Annotated in this window: 20 protein-coding genes; 2 read left to right on the forward strand and 18 right to left on the reverse strand. The window is 56.7% G+C overall.

The features are described from left to right. Positions 1–379: 379 nt before the first annotated feature. From ACCQ07_RS21945 to mobI, 17 genes are all read right to left on the reverse strand, one after another. Positions 380–661, reverse strand: a complete 282-nt coding sequence (locus ACCQ07_RS21945; RefSeq protein ID WP_372364312.1) for a hypothetical protein — start codon at positions 659–661, stop codon at positions 380–382. A 19-nt stretch (positions 662–680) separates the two neighbouring features. Then, on the reverse strand, positions 681–1,145 hold the full coding sequence (locus ACCQ07_RS21950; RefSeq protein WP_372364313.1) for a hypothetical protein: 465 nt from the start codon (positions 1,143–1,145) through the stop codon (positions 681–683). A 93-nt stretch (positions 1,146–1,238) separates the two neighbouring features. Further along, positions 1,239–1,814, reverse strand: coding sequence for a hypothetical protein (locus ACCQ07_RS21955; protein ID WP_503256029.1), 576 nt, complete (start codon positions 1,812–1,814; stop codon positions 1,239–1,241). A 22-nt stretch (positions 1,815–1,836) separates the two neighbouring features. Further along, entirely contained in the window at positions 1,837–2,325 is a 489-nt protein-coding gene (locus tag ACCQ07_RS21960) for a hypothetical protein (protein ID WP_372364315.1), read from the reverse strand. Between the two features lie 60 nt (positions 2,326–2,385). Next, positions 2,386–2,631, reverse strand: coding sequence for a hypothetical protein (locus tag ACCQ07_RS21965; RefSeq protein ID WP_372364317.1), 246 nt, complete (start codon positions 2,629–2,631; stop codon positions 2,386–2,388). Positions 2,632–3,173: 542 nt separating this feature from the next. Next, positions 3,174–3,692, reverse strand: a complete 519-nt coding sequence (locus ACCQ07_RS21970) for a hypothetical protein (protein WP_372364318.1) — start codon at positions 3,690–3,692, stop codon at positions 3,174–3,176. Between the two features lie 337 nt (positions 3,693–4,029). After that, the gene (locus tag ACCQ07_RS21975; protein WP_372364319.1) at positions 4,030–4,443 is read right to left on the reverse strand and encodes a hypothetical protein; all 414 of its coding nucleotides are present in this window, start codon (positions 4,441–4,443) and stop codon (positions 4,030–4,032) included. A gap of 79 nt (positions 4,444–4,522) precedes the next feature. Further along, the gene (locus ACCQ07_RS21980) at positions 4,523–6,106 is read right to left on the reverse strand and encodes an LPD1 domain-containing protein (RefSeq protein WP_372364321.1); all 1,584 of its coding nucleotides are present in this window, start codon (positions 6,104–6,106) and stop codon (positions 4,523–4,525) included. Positions 6,107–6,168: 62 nt separating this feature from the next. Continuing rightward, complete coding sequence (locus tag ACCQ07_RS21985; RefSeq protein WP_372364322.1) at positions 6,169–6,744, reverse strand: Cro/CI family transcriptional regulator; 576 nt, start codon at positions 6,742–6,744, stop codon at positions 6,169–6,171. A gap of 143 nt (positions 6,745–6,887) precedes the next feature. Then, positions 6,888–7,358: a hypothetical protein gene (locus tag ACCQ07_RS21990; RefSeq protein WP_046932295.1), complete on the reverse strand. Its 471-nt coding sequence runs from the start codon at positions 7,356–7,358 to the stop codon at positions 6,888–6,890. Between the two features lie 4 nt (positions 7,359–7,362). Then, on the reverse strand, positions 7,363–8,358 hold the full coding sequence (locus tag ACCQ07_RS21995) for a hypothetical protein (RefSeq protein ID WP_074052172.1): 996 nt from the start codon (positions 8,356–8,358) through the stop codon (positions 7,363–7,365). A 208-nt stretch (positions 8,359–8,566) separates the two neighbouring features. Then, on the reverse strand, positions 8,567–9,178 hold the full coding sequence (locus ACCQ07_RS22000) for a PD-(D/E)XK nuclease family protein (protein ID WP_372364323.1): 612 nt from the start codon (positions 9,176–9,178) through the stop codon (positions 8,567–8,569). Continuing rightward, entirely contained in the window at positions 9,178–9,777 is a 600-nt protein-coding gene (locus ACCQ07_RS22005; RefSeq protein WP_155767390.1) for a hypothetical protein, read from the reverse strand. The genes ACCQ07_RS22000 and ACCQ07_RS22005 overlap by 1 nt, the downstream gene beginning before the upstream one ends. Beyond that, a complete protein-coding gene (locus ACCQ07_RS22010) occupies positions 9,761–10,270 on the reverse strand; it encodes a CFI-box-CTERM domain-containing protein (protein ID WP_372364191.1) in 510 nt (169 codons plus the stop codon). Before ACCQ07_RS22010 ends, ACCQ07_RS22005 begins: the two co-directional genes overlap by 17 nt. Beyond that, the gene (locus ACCQ07_RS22015) at positions 10,267–11,262 is read right to left on the reverse strand and encodes a S49 family peptidase (protein WP_074052169.1); all 996 of its coding nucleotides are present in this window, start codon (positions 11,260–11,262) and stop codon (positions 10,267–10,269) included. Before ACCQ07_RS22015 ends, ACCQ07_RS22010 begins: the two co-directional genes overlap by 4 nt. After that, the gene (locus ACCQ07_RS22020; protein ID WP_131828666.1) at positions 11,262–11,489 is read right to left on the reverse strand and encodes a hypothetical protein; all 228 of its coding nucleotides are present in this window, start codon (positions 11,487–11,489) and stop codon (positions 11,262–11,264) included. Before ACCQ07_RS22020 ends, ACCQ07_RS22015 begins: the two co-directional genes overlap by 1 nt. A gap of 52 nt (positions 11,490–11,541) precedes the next feature. Beyond that, a complete protein-coding gene (mobI, locus tag ACCQ07_RS22025) occupies positions 11,542–12,216 on the reverse strand; it encodes a conjugative transfer protein MobI(A/C) (protein ID WP_074052168.1) in 675 nt (224 codons plus the stop codon). Positions 12,217–12,965: 749 nt separating this feature from the next. Here mobI and ACCQ07_RS22030 point away from each other — a divergent pair. Together ACCQ07_RS22030 and ACCQ07_RS22035 are read left to right on the forward strand one after the other, a co-directional pair. Continuing rightward, positions 12,966–14,030 (forward strand): ParM/StbA family protein, encoded by a 1,065-nt coding sequence (locus ACCQ07_RS22030; protein ID WP_372364192.1) that lies wholly within the window; start codon positions 12,966–12,968, stop codon positions 14,028–14,030. A gap of 7 nt (positions 14,031–14,037) precedes the next feature. Beyond that, complete coding sequence (locus tag ACCQ07_RS22035) at positions 14,038–14,496, forward strand: hypothetical protein (RefSeq protein ID WP_372364193.1); 459 nt, start codon at positions 14,038–14,040, stop codon at positions 14,494–14,496. 79 nt (positions 14,497–14,575) lie between these two features. Here the strand turns inward: ACCQ07_RS22035 and ACCQ07_RS22040 are convergent, their stop codons facing one another. Continuing rightward, positions 14,576–15,151, reverse strand: coding sequence for a ParB-like helix-turn-helix domain-containing protein (locus ACCQ07_RS22040; protein WP_372364195.1), 576 nt, complete (start codon positions 15,149–15,151; stop codon positions 14,576–14,578). Between the last annotated feature and the right edge of the window lie 1,349 nt (positions 15,152–16,500).

Here is a 16,500-nt window from a genome sequence, read left to right on the forward strand (position 1 = left end):
ATTGATCGCGACGCAAGCTTGAGAGTCGAGCCTCACCCTTACCACCGCTGGACGGGGGTGCCAATAACTCCACCATGCGAGGGCTTGAAGGACGCCGTAACAGACCGCCGCCGCTCCGATTAGCTGCAAAAGCGTGTTGTAGGTCGGCTTACGATCTTCTGATTGCATTTCAGGTTTTATGAAGATTCTTGAAACGCACAATGATACCGTCAAAACGCGACCGAAGCCGCTGAAATCCAGTTTGGCAATCTGCCCGCGATCATCACCTCGGTCACGCCGCTGGTAAACGCAGTCGCGGTCCTTATAGGAAAACTGGCATGTCGCAAAACGGGGCGTAAGCCCTAAGCCCGGAGGCCACTTTTACCTTCACACTCGGGTGTCATAGACCATCGTCAGGGTTGAAATACCGGAAAAGCACGAACGTTGAGCGTTCGATCGCAATGCATACCAGAAATGCGATAACGGGCTGCGAGCTAAAGACCATCGCCATGGTTTGCAGGAAGGTCCAATCTTCCCTATAAGCCTCTACTTCAGCGAAAAACCAGAAGATAAATATAGCAGTGCAGCACAGTATGCTGGCGATACCTGCAAGGTGATTGACGACGGCAACCAATGCTATAAATACGCGTTGGAGCCTCTCTCGATGTGTAGAGGTTTTCAAGTCCATTCCTGATTAAGGCTTACCAGTCCGTACCACCGATGCTGGCGCTGTCAGACGAACAGCTACTGAAGACGCCTCCGTCTGACGATGCTACGGCACTGTCAGTGCAAGTTGTGAATGAACTGTCTGGTACGAGAGCGTCGCCGATAATTGCGCCCGTAATCGATCCGCCTGCGGCAAAGCCTATTAACGCGCTGTTAGTAGCAGCGGCGGTTACTAGCGAAAGGCTGAAATCCTCGCTGTCATTCATTTCACTTGTAGCACTCCGCCTGACAGACCGAGAAGTTGGCGTGTCGGCAGTTGCCGTGGCGGGTGTTGATGCTGGCTTGGTAGTGAGTTGTTGAGGGGGCTGATGCAGTGCATACCCAATCCAGTTGTAGCGAAACGCGAGAACTCCGGCAATAAAAATCGCCACGATGACAAAGACAAAGATCACCACCCATTCCAGATTTGCAGAATTCATTTGGTTCATTACGTTTTTCATTCTTCGCTCCTGATTAAGCGTGAAAAGCCGGGAATCCATATCAGGCTTGCCTGGTGATAGTCTGACTGCCATTTCGGCATAAATTGTATAAATTTAGGAGCCTTGCGAAATACTACTTTTATCAGCTTCAGAGGTTCCACGGGCTAACTCGTCATATATGGATTGACGCTCGGCCGGCTCTTCTGCCAGTAATGCCTCGTCTTCAATAATACCCGCCGCTTCTTCAGCTGCTTCAAGGTCACGCATTCGGAAGACAAGCCCGGCAGCAGCTGCTGGCCTGACCCAGTCCAAAATCTTAGCATGAGACTGAGCAAGCTCCTTGAGCCTTTTGAGCTCTCCGTTGTCCAGGGGTTCAAGACTACCGCTGCGAGGCACAAAACCAAAATAAGGAAGGAACAAAGCTGTCAACGTCAAAAATGCAAGGCCCATCAGCCAGTAGGTGTTCGTAGATAGATATGCCGGAAATAGTAGAACGAATGCGATAACCACTATAAAACCCACATAGTATTCAGAAAGAAAAAATCCTACAGTTCGTTTTACTTTCCTCGTTTCTTCATCCGTATACACACAATGCTTTTTGGCATTCAACATATCACTTCCTATTTGTGCCTCGCCGTTTCGTTTAGATGGCACGGTCCGCATGGTTTGCTTTAAAGCGCGACGAGTCATCGCCTAGGTCAACGTGTACGGCTTACAAGCCGGACGGGTCGGCTTTCTTCAGGGGCAAATGGTAGTAGTGGCCTTGCCACAAAATCCGGTCGCACTTATCGGGTACCTGCTGCACGAAAGTGTCAGTAAGCGTAATGGCATGTCTGCGCGGGTGCCAGTGATTATGATCCTGCGCATTCCACACGCGAGGCGCATCACAACTGCCGCCGTTGGCCAAGTAGGAAGGACTGCACGGTTCCCACTCGTCCGGGTTGATGACCGTCATGGCAATGGTGTCGCAACTGGACGCGGCGAACGTGTCTCGCACGATCGTCTCCATCCACTGGCGGGTGTTCGGACCACTGCTGTCGCACACATCATGCCCGTCTGCACGCAGCGCCAAAACGAGTTCCGACCAGGCGATCGTGCAGGCCAATCCTAGTCCCCTGGGTGCCGATGAGAGAACCTGCGCAGCGGGATCGCGCGGCATCAATGCTCCCGGGAAGAGATGTTCGGGGGTATTTTTTTCCATAAATGATCAGGTCCGAGTTTGAACTTAAGAAGGGTTACAGCAGTTTGGACTAGATCTGAATCAGACCAAGATGCTTGGTGGCTTCGTCTTTTTCTCGGCATCTCTGCCATTGCAGCGATACTGCTTTCCGCTCCGAATGAGAAGTGGACCCGGCGGCATCTGCGCTAGCTCCTCCTGAGTGAATTCGATAACGCAGCTGGCGCCGTTCGGAAATTGGGCACGGAACATGTCGGTGATCGTCTTGTTCGGACTTACCGCGCTGGTTGGCTCGATGACGGTAAGAGCGGCAATCAGTAGTAGCTTCATCGTGTTATTCGTCGTTGGTCGTATGTTGACTGAATCTGGGTGCTCTGGCCTGGCAATGGTTGCCTACAATAATTCCGGATTTGCCCTCAGAGATCGGCTCAAGGCTGGACATGAGTGAGATCGCTCAACCAACATCCTTACATTCCTCAAGCTCTAGGGCGACATCCGAAGTCTAGGAGGCTGCCTTGACCCGATCTAATGCCGCAAGGAAGTACTCAGCTGCTGCTGCTTCACGACGGCTTTTGTACGTCGGTGCTGCATCGCCGCGTGGGTCGCATACGATGCGCCACTTCTTGTCCGGGTAGTTGCGTGACACGCAGCCGACAGCCCCGTTGGCGTACCGAATGTTGGAGATATACCAGCCCCCATGGCGCCACGGTATGTAAGTGAACTCGGTGGGGATGGAGCCGTTCCGATGAGCGATCTGTGGGTCCTGGACTTTCCGCATCTGCTTGGTGCATCCCTTTGAGGTGGCGCTCCATCATCGTGCCAGGCATCTACTCCACATTGGAGTTCGGGGTTCCTGCAGTACCCTGCCCAGCTTAGAAAGGTAGGGCTTTGATAAAGTCTTCGATGATCCCCCGGGACTCTTCCTGTGTCAGGCCGTGTAGGGCGTGCAAGCCGGTAGCAGAAGAAACTAGCCGGTGGGTCAGGCTGCTGGCCTCAGCCATGTCGATTGATACTCTTACCCGCTGCTTGTTCTCATAGAAGGGTTCCGCTTGGCACAGAAGCAAATAGACGATCCCTATCAACTCGGGGTCACGGTGCAGGTAGTGTGCCCACAACGGCAGCATCTCGGTAATTTTGGAGAAGAACTCACGCGCCTCTGGCACCTGGTAGATATGCCGTGGGTCGTCGTTGTAGCCGTCAAAAGTAAAAAAGACTCGGCCGGCGAATCGACGTACGTTCTCCGCGTTATCGCTCAGTACATTGAGCTGGCCTAATGTCTCGCCAATATCGCCCCGTTCCACGCGATCTCGCGAGAACATGAAGACGATAGCGTCATGATCGAGAATGCTCTGATCGAGGTGATTGCCGTCAGTGATGTGAAATATTCTCATGGGTCTATTGAACTACGTTGCCTATCATGAGCTTGAGGGAATGGACTTCTTGTGCGCTACGCTGGCTTACATCGGACCGTAGGCTGCCGAGGACCTCTGTGATCTTCTGAATGCGGGCGAGCTGGTGGAGTACCTGCCATGCAGAGCGGTGGGGCCCATACTCGGCACCTTGATGCACCACCAGCCAGCCATCCCTCACTGCGACAACCGCTGCCGTGGTTCCATCCGCCATCACTACTCGCTTGCCATCACAAACATCGCCGTGTATCGGATTGAACTGGTCAAAAGCAATTGCCGGCACGCGTCACCTCCCTCTCGATTGAGAGTATTCCGTCCCTCATGGTGTCTCGTAAGTGGGGTTTGGGCTGGATTCGCTGAACCCGAAGCTGCATTGGTAGGTCCGCAGCTCCTGGACATCCGGGAACATCTGATCAAGGTGCGGAGCTAATGCCGCGTACAAGGCTGTTTCCACAACGTCGCGACACTTGGTGGTCAAGCGACCACTCAGATCTGTCGACAACATCGTCATAAGAGAGTCCCCATTGGGGTTAACAGCATGTACGGCACGAGCAGCTGCAGCCTGGATATTGAATGAGCTTGGAACGCGGTCAATTCCGGTAGCCAACCAGCCGTTCAATTCGGCCTCCACCTCATCGGCGCGATAGTCGCGTTGCACCATCTCAAGAAGTCGCGTAATTCGCCAGCGCGGAACTTGGGTAAGAGTGAGAGGTGAAACCTGTTTGCCGGTCATGCCTAAGTTCCTTATCGGGATACAGAGAGCATGTATCAATTCCGATAGCTCACTTGGGCGTGCAAAAAACAGGACTTCGTTACAAGTGAAGATTATTCACGTGTTTCAGCAATTCAGTGAACAGCTTCTCCAACTCCTGTCGCTGGTATCCCTGAGGATAAATGCTGTTGGCATGCGATTCGCGGTCGCGGATGTACTCGTCCACGTGTCGAACCAAGAATTCGTTGTGGACCTTCGCAGCCAGCATCCTATCCAGTGCAAATGTCTCAAACGCACGAGCAAACAACTCCCGCGGCTGCGCCCAGTACGATGTTCCCGCGTGTGTATCTCGTTCCTCGCTGCGGCGATAGAACGAGTCATTGCGTTTCCGGGTAAAAAGGCTTTCGAACAACGAGTCCATCGCGCGTACGTTGTATACATGAATTCCGCCCCGCAGCATTTCAACTACGCCGCTACTGATCGTGTATCGACCATCCTCATCGTAGTAGGACGCCATTAGGTCGGACAAGAAGTACGTGTCGGCGGGCAACTTCTCAGCGTCGAAAAATGCGTCCAAAATCATCGCGTCTAGCGCATGAGCAAACTCATGGCACAGCGCGCCGCCGCCGCGGGTCTTTGTCAAGTGCATCAGCCATTGCTCGCGATCAAAATGTGCGGCACCTGTCGCCGCTCCCCTACCCTGGCTGCCGAATCCAATACCCAAGCGCCCCGAACAAGATGCACGGTACAAAGGCGCCTGTAGGATTTCGCACAGATCAAGCGAAGCGTCGTAGAGTCCATTGAGGAATGCTTGGCGCTCGGAGGCTGTGATGCTCTTTCCGAACTGTAGTCCCTTGAAGCCAAATGCCGTCAGCAGAATCTCCTCAGTGACGTCTTCGCCCTGGCGCCAGTCCTGCCCTGTTCGAGCGTACTCCAGCACTGCGGAGCCGCCTTGCAGCTGGGACATCTCAGCGCGGCGCCTCAGCTCCTCTGCTGCGTCACGCGCAGCTGCAGCTTTCGTTGCGAACGGGTCGTGTCGAATTGGGACCACGCGCCCGCCTGCCGTGGTCAGCGCAGGGTAGTAACCGTCTTGGTAGTCTGAAACAGGTTTTTCAGCCGTCACATGGATGACTCCGATATTGGAGTCATCTGGGACATCCTGGTCTTCAGGCCAACCCATCGCCTGCAAGCTGTACATCCGCATCCTTATGCTGGCTGGGAAATCTGTAGGTGACGTGCTGGGCGTGAGGCGGCCTTTTGCCGTTGCGGCAGTTGCAAAGCGACGCTCCCCGTCAGTTAGGGTTAGCGACTCCTGCGAAGCACGAAAAGCCCGCGTTAGCCGATCGGCCGTGTGGTATTGGCGCAACTCCCACGCGCGACGCATGAATCCCACACCCGAGCGGTACATGCGCGACCAGAAGCCCAGGGTCAGCTCATCGGTCTCAGGCCTGCTCACCGCTTTGCGGCGAAGGTTGTCGTACACGGCCATGTAGAGAAGAGCAACCGACGGCTTTACGTCACCACTCAAGGCCGCAGCGCGAAAGTCCGGTCGTGGCCAAAGGTCCGCCAAATTGATTTCAGCTAGAGCCCGCTTTCGCTGAACTTCAAACTTGCGTGCACCTTTATACGCTTGGCCAAAATCACCATGTTCCATGCCTGCGGTTTTCTCTTCGTTGTCAGGCATGTTAGGTGTGCCGCTACTCGCGGCTAAAGGTGCAATTTCGAATCCAGAAACGCGATTAGACATCAAGCAGGCAAACGCGCTCGTACTGCTCCACCAGTCACCAGCTGAGCCCTGCTCTCATGAGATTCCGGAAGGTAGTCTCCCCATCCTTCCAGGGTCTTAATCGTAACACCCAAGGCTTTGGCAGCCTCAGACGAGCTTCCCAGAACCTCAATCAGATGGTTGACCTGGATCGGGCTGCATCCATTGACCGCGATTGGTCTATCGATCAATGACTTGGACACGATATCCTGCACCAGGTGAAGACGACGCAAGCGTGTAATCACAGCGAGAAGATCAGGATCCAGGCTTGCAGGCAGCTCTTTCGACAAATCTGCCAAGTCCAGGAGCTCGCGCCCCGTCATGCGCTGGGACCCTGTTTCGTTCGGCTTGCGGAATTTCTTCGGCGGCACCTTCTTCAGTTCGCCAATGATCGACGAGACTACCTCTGGGGAGATGGTTGGGGGCAGTGGCCCCGTCGCGTCGAGACCTAGCACTTTGCGGGCAGTCTCCACAACAATCTCTGCGCCCAACTTCGTCTTCAGGATGCCGATGTAGACGGTCTGGTTTTCGGTACCGAACTTGATGTTGTCGAGCATGTTCTCTCCTCTGCGAGATTTGACAGTTGCAGCCTATTGGGCGTCAGCTGCAACGAAGGTGGGTTTGAACTTGGAAATTCCGGAGATAGTGGTTCAAACAGATAGGGCCGCACAGCGGCGGCCCCAGTAATTCGCTTGTTCAATCACGACGCCATCTTCCGACTACGCCGGGGCCTCGCATCCATCACACTCCTGGCTTCCTGCCATTCGCGCATGTTGATCACCACGTCGCTTGGATCATTTCCGTTTCGACGGTACGTCTTCCCCTTCTCGATCGGCTTCCTCCCCGTCGGATGACGAAGCGTTTGCAGCACCTCATCGACGTGCTTCCATCTCAGCGTGGCCTGATAGGACAGCTGAGCCTGAGAGTGGATACGTCGCACGTAACCACCTGCGCATAGCATGGAGATTATGTGATCTACCCACACGCGAAGGGGGCGTACCAACATCACTTCGTCGTCCCAGTTCACAGCATCGGCCGTAGCGATCAGCACCATGGAGCGCGGAACTACCTGGCCCGTCGCAAGCAGCCCCTCCACCAATAGACAAGCTCGCTCGCTCGGGAGAATGTGGTAAAGGGTTAGATGCTTGTCGGAACGTTTGTTGGTTTGCATGACGTTACCTTCGGCGATTGCTGGTGGCCTGCAGCCCATCGGCGAGCTGCTCGGATCCGGTTTTGTGGTTCTTGGCGAGGGCGCGGCAAGGCGCGGCGGAACGCTTGGGCGTCCACGTATCCAGGTGGGCCTCTATATCTTTCACACAGGCCTCAAGCAGACGTTCGCGCGTCAGGTCGCTCGCTCCGTATCCCACCGTCCGTAGCGGATTGCGCTTGCGGAAGTCTTCGACTCCCACCAGTTCGGCTCTGATGTGCGCCTTCTCCGGCAGCTGACGAAGACGTTTGTTGAGGAACGGTTGCTCCAGAATGCTGCAGCAGGTGAGCTCCACCAGGCGCGAGGTTCCGTCCGGAATGCCAATCGGGTCATTCCAAGATAGACGACCTGTGTAAGCTGGCATCTGCTCGCCGGGAACCTCGATGCGTACATCGAACGTCGGCTTGTAGATCGTCAGCCCGGTTGCGTTTGACATACGGAAGGCGAAGATGGCGCGATTATTCGCAACCTTGACGTCGCCATCCGGCGGCGGAATAAATGAGGGCGGATTAAACTGCAGCTGATCCAGGGAGAAGTAACCGGCCTGATTGAGCGAAAGGCGATTACTTTCCAGCGCTTTCAGCTCCATCTGCATCGTTTCAACCATGCGGGAGTTGATCCAAGTCGGATGATCGGCCGGTAGCTCCGTCATCTTTGTATCCTGGATCTGGCGCGCCTGATTGATGAACTCAGCGACGGTGATACCGCTTAAAGCTTTGAGTGGCGTCGCTGAGTCCACATCAGACTTATCGCTACCTTTCAGGTGCGACAAGTAGATGTCTAGGGCTTTCTTCAGCTCATCGCCAGTTTCTTTTTTGCTCGCAGCAGCCATCGTGGCCACGGTCTTGCGCAACCCCGCCTCGCTTCCGTCGAACTCGATAGAGCGGCCACCCTTCTCTCCACAGCCGACCAGCAGGCCGGCACAGAGGGTCGCAGTGAGCAGTGTTTCCTTGTGCTTTCGCATCGGAACTCATCGGTTGAGCAGATGCGACACATGGTCGGTGCTGTGGGATGTAATGAATCCCCGTATGGGCGCCTGAAAAAGCCCCCACCAAAGCGCATTCGTTACATGCAATCGATCGGCGCGCGACTTGGCGCCCATGCTTCGGGATATTGGCGGCTGTCCAGCTGTAGCAGGGATTGCGAGGCGAAACGCTCCCGTCCCCTGTCGGTTATCGACTGTCGCGTATCGCTCTCATTGCTATATCGGCGGGGCTCTGGGAGCAGCGGCTCGCAACAGGACAGTGCCGGCAGTTATCCGGCTCACGGGTAGGAAGTGCCGTCGCTCCTGCATTCACTTTCCAGTAGCGGTCGTACAGGTCGACCAGCTCTCTATCAGTGAGTAGCGGCGTCCTCAGATAGACCGGAGTCCGGCCAGGCGCAATTTTGCGGATGTAGCCCCACGTCGCCACACGACCTGAAGGCCGATCTACGGACGAGCTGTGGCGCAGCACTGCAGCCTGCACTGATAGCTCCACCATATCCTCCCGTCGAACAATACGGCGGTACCCTGTCTTCGTGTCAACGGGAACCAGAATCCCTTCTGTCGTGCGATAGACCTGGTCAGCACGAGCCCCCAAACGACGCGGGACATCGCAGCGGAGATATCGCTCCGACAAGACCAGGGTTCCATTGGCGATCTCGGCAGGCTGGAACTGACGCTCCTGGTCGCCATAGTCCATATCATCAGCCCGTCCACTCCCGACAGGCTGACGATGGACCAAGTAGATGGCGATGACGAGCAGTCCGCCGCCAACCACCATTCCAAGCTCGAGCAAGCTCATCACTCGGTCCCCAAGTCCGGGGCTCGCTCGTACTGGACCATCAGGATGGGACCTTCATCGGTTTCCTTGATTACCAGCGTGACCGACTTTGGCCGTGCGTCTTCGCACAAAGACGCCATCACCGAGCGCAGTTCCTCATAAGCGACAAGCGTCTTGGCTTGGTAGGTGCCAAGCTGGTGGCACAGGCTTGCGGTAGCCCGCGAAATATCGCTTCGGTGGAACGCCCGCGCAGCGTGCATACCACCCAGAAGAATGGTAGTGGCCTCTAGGGAACCCAAAAGCGCCCAGCACCGCGGGTCGGAGCTAAGTTCCTGGGGATGGTCGACCCACTGCATGATCTCCTCCATCTGGCGGAACTTGTACGGCGCAGAGTGATCCCGCAGCTTTCGCGTCATGTGGAGCGAATAGTCCCGAAGGTAGAACTCCAGCCTTTGCCATGCCGTACTGGCCGCGACTGCATCGTTACGGACGGTCTGCGCGAGCTCGCGCACCCGCAACCACAGATCCGCGACGGTCGCGATTCGCGCCACGTGGCTCATCCAGTAGGGCTCATGGTTTCCAACCGGCTCAACCAGCTTCCGGTTATTGCGTGCGCTCATGCTCTCCATCACTTCCTTTCTCCAGTAGCGGGCGAACCATCCTGGTCCTTGCCCAGTCCAACATCTTGGCCACCATTGCAGCTGCTCTCGGCCTCATCGAGAGCCAGCGCGCAAGCGGTGGGCTGATGGCGTAGTAGATGACCACCGACCACGCCGTCCACTTCGTACGCAACAAGACCTGATCGCGAAATGCCCGAAGTTCGTCTGTTCTGCTGTCGTCGTGCCCATACACCGCTGATGCCACGAAACAAGGGCCGCGGCGGCCTTTCACGTCCCCACGATTGTTGCGGTTGTGGGCCGAGGTCACCTGGTTGTGGAATCGAAGGTGCTCTGCGATACCCGCCCTTCGAGCAGCTTCTCCCCTCTCCGATACAACCTGGCCGTGCTTCCTCTCTATTTCGACCAGATGCTCGCAACGACCGAAGCGTGCCAACTCAGATGCCGGGAGGTAATCCCCAGGCTTGTAACGTCGCACTTGGCGCGAACGCGTCACTCGATCACTCCCTGCTTCGCGCCAGCGACGAACGATCGCGACACAGCTTCAGCAGTCAACCCCATGTCTGTCATGAAGGACGACTTCGCGCGGTACTGGTAGATCCGCTTGTCTTTGAAACGGGTCAGCTTCAGGTCTTCCAGTACCGCTATCTCGTCGACCAAACCTAAGGCCACCGCGTCCTGCGCTGTCCAGATGCGGCCCGACATCAAGTCCTCTCGACTCCCCTTGAGCCTGGGGCCGCGGGCTGCCTGCAGCTGGCCGTAAAACTCACTCGCAACCTGGACAACCAGCTCTGCCATCAACTTAGAGTCCTCTGGAGAGCTGCCAGACAGCGTGGAAGGCCCACCCTTCAACTGGCCGGACTTGTACACCTGCTCGACAAGGCCTACCCGCTGGGCCAGACCGCTTGCGTCCACGTAGCGGGTGATGGCGCCGATGGAGCCGACGAGCGAGTATCGGGAGGCGTAGATCCGGTCCGTGTGCATAGCGATCATGTAAGCGGCACTGGCACCCATCGAGCCAATCACCGAGGTCACCGGTCGCTTAGCTGCCTTGCAAATCTTGAGTGCGGACACGATGCGGTCGGCGTCGGTGGGCGACCCCCCCGGCGAGTCGATCAGAAGCACTACCTCTGTCACTCGCTCTGCTCGACAGGCCTGCTCGATGAGAGGGATGACGGATGTGGCCGAAGCCTTGCCCATCTCGCCAATACCGCCGTTGATCGTAATCAGTGCTACCGAGTCCCGCACCGGATCTGCATTCAAGCCCCATAACCGCCGGAAGTTATTCAGGTTTACCAGCACAGCAAACACGAACACCGCCGCGAGGGCGGCGAACTTGGCTGCATTCCAGTACCCCTTTCGGCGCTCGTTTCGAGTAGCCGTATCGGCTAATGCGGATAGCGCAAACATCGCATCTTTGATAGCCGGCGCCAGGTCTGCCAGTACGTTCCGGTTCGACGCCGGCGGTTTTTCGTCCATGTTACTCATCAGGTTTCCTTGTCGTCGCCGGCGGTCGTTTCGGGACGGCGCAGCGGAAGAATGGTTGCGGACTTGTGATTCGCGTTTTCTGGAGGTGCATCGCCCTGGCGAAGGAACGCATAGGGGCGACGCAGCACCGCTGACAGCGGGACCGGCAAGTTCAGGTAGCTACGGAGCGCATCCCACAAGCCGACGTCGGCCGCGGTCATTTGGTGGGCTGTGGCGGTGATATGCATCTGATCCAATCCTTGGTTCTCATCGTCTGGGCGGCCATTCGTTTGCTTCGTATCAGTCATACACCGCTCGCTGATGGTGGGCCAAGCCGCTTTGGGGGAATTCTGCGGACGCGGCGACCTGAGTGTCATGCGCCAACGCCTCGTTCGAGGCCAGATCAGCCGTTGGCGAAACCAGTTGCGTCACCGCCTCCGTGTCGGTGCCGCGCGTGGGCACGGCTGACAACTCCTCTACCTGCTTGTTGATCATTCGCAGGGCGAGCCGAAGCGAGACGACCCTCGACCAGAAATCCCGAAGCGAAGTAGCCCTGCGTTCGGCTTCCAGCACCAGTGACAATTCGTAGTCGCGAGCCATGGCCGCCAGCTTGTTCAAGTCGTAACTGAGCCGCTTGCCCTTGTTCACGCGCGACTTGAACCAGCCCGTCTTACCGCTCGCATCCGGCTTAGTTTTCCCCTTGATCTCCGACCAATAGATCTCAAGCGTCCCCTTGTGCATCCGTGCATAAAGCGACAGGGGTGCAAAGCGTTCACGGTATTCCTGCTTGGTGGTTGCCGCTCCCAGCGATGCTTGGATCTTCTTCCGCTCCTCTTTGAACCACTCGCACAGGTCTTGTGCCTGCATCTCTGCGAGCGTCTCCATGACCGCGATCTGGTTGTTGATGGTCTCGGCTGGCTCTATGACCAGCCTGACGTCGAAATGTTGCGGATGTTGTTCGTTCTCTGTCCTCATCCCATCTATCTACTTTACGTGGGACTGAGGAAGATCCCACTAAAGGAACGCGAAGGTTAGGTAGGTTTGGGGGTGATTCGTTTGGCGTCTCTACACTCTAGTGTGGGGAATGGATCGCCATCCTTTCCTTATTAGTGGGGAACGCCTGCTAGTCCCACTCCTGCCTCGCTATCCCACTCGCGTGGACTGAATGCTCAGTCCCACTAAACTTAGTGGGATCGCATAACTCTCCCCACGTCTACCTGCTCGCGTGCGCTTCAATCCCTTGGTCGTGCTGGCTCATTCGCCTTTCTCATGCGATCGGGAAGTCTTCTTTTCCGCGCTGCCTCGCTCGCTTTCGCTGGAGCATGACGAAATCCGCCCCTTCCCTCTCAATCATCGAAGAGCTCCGCTCCTGGTTGTCGAGTGACCGGCGAAGTACAGATTTCCGTTTGTCGCTAAAGCTTTGTGCAGCAAAGCATTTGGCGCATTCCGCGATGCGTTGTCCCGCTTTAAAAGTGCAGTTTCGCCTTCCGTCAAGTTAGATGCCACGTTGGAATCTGCACTTTTTGTGCCCGAAGTACAGATTCTCTGAAAGCCGAAACACCTGCGATCTATGACTATTCCCGTCATTCTGATGGTTTGCTCGATACGGAGAAGTCGAGATTTTTTGAAACACCCTGCAACCCTACTTACGCGCGCACATTGAGCAGTCAACGCTACCCATGTGACTGAAAAGCGGAATTCCCCGCCCACACGGAGTAGTTGCAATGAGCGCTTTCCCCTTTACCGCGGCCGGGCTCGATGTTGGATACGGCAACGTCAAGCTGAGCGCTCGCGCTGCTGGAGAACCCATCCTGCGCGAGCTGACCATACCGATCGGCGCCGTTCCTCTCGATCAGGCGCCGAAGAAAATCACCGGTGGCTACGACATTCGCGATGGCGTGATCGTGTCTATCGACGGCCAGGCGTGGGCAGCCGGCATGGAGCCTTCTCACCTGCAGGGCTTTTCACGCCCGACGCACGAGAACTACCCGGCCACGAACGAGTACAAGGCACTGATGATCGGCGCACTCGCCAAGGCTGGCTTGACCGAGGTCGACATGCTGTACACCGGCATTCCTGTGGCCCAGTACTACGGCCATACCGGGGTCGCCTTGCGGACGCAGATTTGCAACACCATGACCGGTACCCACTGGATCAATCCGACCACCGCGATCAAGGTCAAAGCCACGACGGTCGTGCCCCAGGCAGCCGGTGCCTACATGGATATCTTAGCGCGCAGCCCGGATCTAAAGCCCTCCAAGGGTTCACCTACCCTGGTTATCGACGTTGGCTACTTCAGCGTGGATTGGGTTCGCGTCATCGATAACGCGGTGCTTGACCGCTCCAGTGGATCGTCGCTCAACGCGACCTCTGTTCTGCTGGAGAAGGCTGCGGCACTGATCGGCATGAAGTACGAACGCCCGATTTCTGCTGCCCGCTTGGAGTCAGCGTTCCGCAGCGGCGAGGAGACGCTGAACTGGGGTCAGGTTTCCCTGCATGTCGGTGAGTGGATGGAAACCGCGGCAGAGGAGATTGCGCCGAAGGTGTTCAATGACGTGGTGCGTATGCAGCGCCATGAGGAGGACTTTCCGAATCTGGTCGTCCTTACCGGAGGCGGCGGTTCCCTGTACAAGAGAGCCGCCGAGCAGTTTTTCCCTCACTCAAAGGTTGCGCTGAGTCGTGAGCCGGTCATGGCCAATGCTCGGGGCTTCCAGCACTTGGCACACCACAAGATCTCGGCTCAGCAGAAGGCCCAGGCCAGTGCTGCCACAAGCCAGGCGGCGGCCTGAGTAGGGCATGCGCGGCTACCTTCCGAGTCAGAGTGACGACAGCAAGCAGCCCCCCCGAACCTCCCTCCTGGTTCGGTGGCTGCCGTCGGATCATGTGCTTCTAGATGCCCTTCGGCCTTTCAAGGCACGAGCGAGGGGCCGGCGCTTCAAGGAGCTGGCCACGCTCGGGGCCGAGCTGGAGCGTCGCGGCTTTCGCCTGGAGGCCTCCGGCGACGGCTATCGGCTGATGCTTCCAGTTGAAATGGCAGCCGGCCTGGAAATTAGGACGGCTGCTCTGGTTAGCCTAGATCAGGCCCGCCTGATTGACACCCCCCCGCTTCCGCCCGCTTCTGCTGCGAGCGGCCTGGCCGTGCAGGACGCAGCACTCGAACTACCGGTGCATACGGCGAACGCCGAACATCAAACTGGACCAGTCACCCCGTTGGTCGACGACGACACTCTGGAGTTCGCGGCCAGTTTCGGTTGAACCCTGGGGCGAATGTACAGGGGGCTTCGGCCCCCTTGGACTGCTACCCACACTGCGCTCAGAGCCCCTATCTCCCAAATCAGTCCTCCCGATAGCCCATTTGCTCCAGCAATCCATGGAGCACGTCGTTGTCCGTAAAACTGAACGTAAGCGTTCCACCCATGCCAGGCCTAGTTTCGATCGTTACGCCCGATCCAAATTTGTCCGTGAGCTTCCGTTCCAGGCTGGCGACATTGGGATCCTTGCTCGCCTCCTCCAAGAGGCGGCGGCCCTTGGCCTTCATGACCTCGCGTCGGAGAGTCTCGGTAGACCATCCTCGTGCCATTGTTCGTCGTAAGAGCTCTTCCGCGAGATCCGTTCTCAAAGCCAGCACGTACTCGACGTGCTTCAGTTTAAGCCGGCCGACGTCCACCCACTGAAGCCATTCAGGCCTAGCTTTCCTAGAGATTCGGGCAATGTTGGCTACGCGTGACCTAGAAATTCCCATGTTGCTAGCGATCTCGCGCTGCTTCGTCTTGGTCAGTAGCTGGCCTTTGACCCGTTCAACGTCGGATGTTCGTCCTTTGGCCACCGCAACACTCCTCTTTTGTTCCTCAGGAACATTATAGCGAAGTGGAATCCCTGCATTGTGTTCCTGGGGAACATTCTGTGCCAAGGGTTGCTCTGTGAACCTGACGCTACCCCCTCCTTTTGTTCCTCAGGAACATTACAGACAAGCCGTGGCGCCTTGATTTGTTCCTGGGGAACATTTTTCGTATTCACTGCATCGTGTGTGTGGCTCTCGCCGCGTCGCAGGACGTTTCCATTACAGCTCGTCTTGGGGGCAAGGTGTTCGCGCTTTGCCGCAGCCAGCTGTGATCCCTGCCCAGCGGGTCTGGTAAGGGATCATGCCCCTACACGAGCCCTGGCGTCCGCCGTCCGAACCTCCCAGCAGGATGCGTTATCTGTAAGCCAGGCTCGCGTTGTTGGCCAATTTGATGATGCTGCGCCGGCATGTGTACCTGATCCTGCTCGAATTGGATGACGCGCTAGGCTAAGCCAATGAGTCGAGGTGCAGATGGTTAGAAGGGCTGGCTGGGGCTAGATATCGCCGTTGAGCCGATCGATTTGGCGAAGTAATTGGCATCTGTACCCTGGAGACATGCTGTCTGGCCAGCGATGGGTTCCGAGACGGTCGGGACCCTGTCGGCACAGACCATCGCATGCAGTGCTCCCTGTGCGGCAGATTTGCTAGTGGCCGCGCCGGTAAGCTGATGTCAGTTGCAGGGCGACGGGCATCTGGAATGGATCGATGTTCTTCAATGCTGTCGGTACACACACGTTGCTCCTGGGTGCTTTCGTAAGTCCCGAAATCACCGAGTCGTTGGTTCCTTTTTGCGGCGAGGAATTCAGTCTGCCGTTGGTAACGCACGTCACGGCCAAGTGCTGTCTGGCTATGTAGGCGTTTTGCTGATGGCTATCGCAATCAAGGGTAATTGACAGCACTAGCTACCCCGGGCGGCCTTGGCGTCGCTGAGGTCCTTTCGAATCAGGTGGGTGTGCTCAGCGTCGGGGCACGCCAAGGCTTATCGGCCCTCTTTTCCAACTTCGGATGTTCTGCAATTCTTCTGCTTGTTACATGGGGCCGCGCTAGCCTTTTTTTCGCTGTCTCAACCACGCAAGTGGGTTTAGAGGTAGCCGGTGTTTTGACGTACGGCTTTTGTATATCTGCTCTTGGCGCACCTTAAGAGCTGCTTATAGAGTTGCTAGATCAAAAGCTAAAAGACTGCTAGCGGAGCCCAAGAATGCCTGGAAAGGCTTGCCACACTTGGCTTGCCGGTTCGCTGCTGTGGAATAATTATCGCACTAGCGTGGAATAAGCATCGCAGGTCCGTGGGGAATTCGTCGCGCGGCCGTGGATCAACCATCGCAGGGCCGTGGAATAATCGTCGCGCCTGTGGGGAAATCGTCGCACCCGGATCTATCTTCTGTTGTGGAGAAATCGTCGCAGTATCGCTGCAACTA

This window comes from Xanthomonas sp. NCPPB 3583 (genome assembly GCF_041475715.2).
Taxonomy (GTDB): Bacteria; Pseudomonadota; Gammaproteobacteria; order Xanthomonadales; family Xanthomonadaceae; genus Xanthomonas; species Xanthomonas euvesicatoria.

What these genes read in the sequence shown, in the direction of transcription:
- ACCQ07_RS21950 (WP_372364313.1), bottom strand. Translation starts at nt 1,145, where the DNA reads ATGAAAAACGTAATGAACCAAATGAATTCTGCAAATCTGGAATGGGTG.
- ACCQ07_RS21955 (WP_503256029.1), bottom strand. Translation starts at nt 1,814, where the DNA reads ATGACTCGTCGCGCTTTAAAGCAAACCATGCGGACCGTGCCATCTAAA.
- ACCQ07_RS21960 (WP_372364315.1), bottom strand. Translation starts at nt 2,325, where the DNA reads ATGGAAAAAAATACCCCCGAACATCTCTTCCCGGGAGCATTGATGCCG.
- ACCQ07_RS21965 (WP_372364317.1), bottom strand. Translation starts at nt 2,631, where the DNA reads ATGAAGCTACTACTGATTGCCGCTCTTACCGTCATCGAGCCAACCAGC.
- ACCQ07_RS21970 (WP_372364318.1), bottom strand. Translation starts at nt 3,692, where the DNA reads ATGAGAATATTTCACATCACTGACGGCAATCACCTCGATCAGAGCATT.
- ACCQ07_RS21975 (WP_372364319.1), bottom strand. Translation starts at nt 4,443, where the DNA reads ATGACCGGCAAACAGGTTTCACCTCTCACTCTTACCCAAGTTCCGCGC.
- ACCQ07_RS21980 (WP_372364321.1), bottom strand. Translation starts at nt 6,106, where the DNA reads ATGCCTGACAACGAAGAGAAAACCGCAGGCATGGAACATGGTGATTTT.
- ACCQ07_RS21985 (WP_372364322.1), bottom strand. Translation starts at nt 6,744, where the DNA reads ATGCTCGACAACATCAAGTTCGGTACCGAAAACCAGACCGTCTACATC.
- ACCQ07_RS21990 (WP_046932295.1), bottom strand. Translation starts at nt 7,358, where the DNA reads ATGCAAACCAACAAACGTTCCGACAAGCATCTAACCCTTTACCACATT.
- ACCQ07_RS21995 (WP_074052172.1), bottom strand. Translation starts at nt 8,358, where the DNA reads ATGCGAAAGCACAAGGAAACACTGCTCACTGCGACCCTCTGTGCCGGC.
- ACCQ07_RS22000 (WP_372364323.1), bottom strand. Translation starts at nt 9,178, where the DNA reads ATGAGCTTGCTCGAGCTTGGAATGGTGGTTGGCGGCGGACTGCTCGTC.
- ACCQ07_RS22005 (WP_155767390.1), bottom strand. Translation starts at nt 9,777, where the DNA reads ATGAGCGCACGCAATAACCGGAAGCTGGTTGAGCCGGTTGGAAACCAT.
- ACCQ07_RS22015 (WP_074052169.1), bottom strand. Translation starts at nt 11,262, where the DNA reads ATGAGTAACATGGACGAAAAACCGCCGGCGTCGAACCGGAACGTACTG.
- ACCQ07_RS22020 (WP_131828666.1), bottom strand. Translation starts at nt 11,489, where the DNA reads ATGCATATCACCGCCACAGCCCACCAAATGACCGCGGCCGACGTCGGC.
- mobI (WP_074052168.1), bottom strand. Translation starts at nt 12,216, where the DNA reads ATGAGGACAGAGAACGAACAACATCCGCAACATTTCGACGTCAGGCTG.
- ACCQ07_RS22030 (WP_372364192.1), top strand. Translation starts at nt 12,966, where the DNA reads ATGAGCGCTTTCCCCTTTACCGCGGCCGGGCTCGATGTTGGATACGGC.
- ACCQ07_RS22035 (WP_372364193.1), top strand. Translation starts at nt 14,038, where the DNA reads ATGCGCGGCTACCTTCCGAGTCAGAGTGACGACAGCAAGCAGCCCCCC.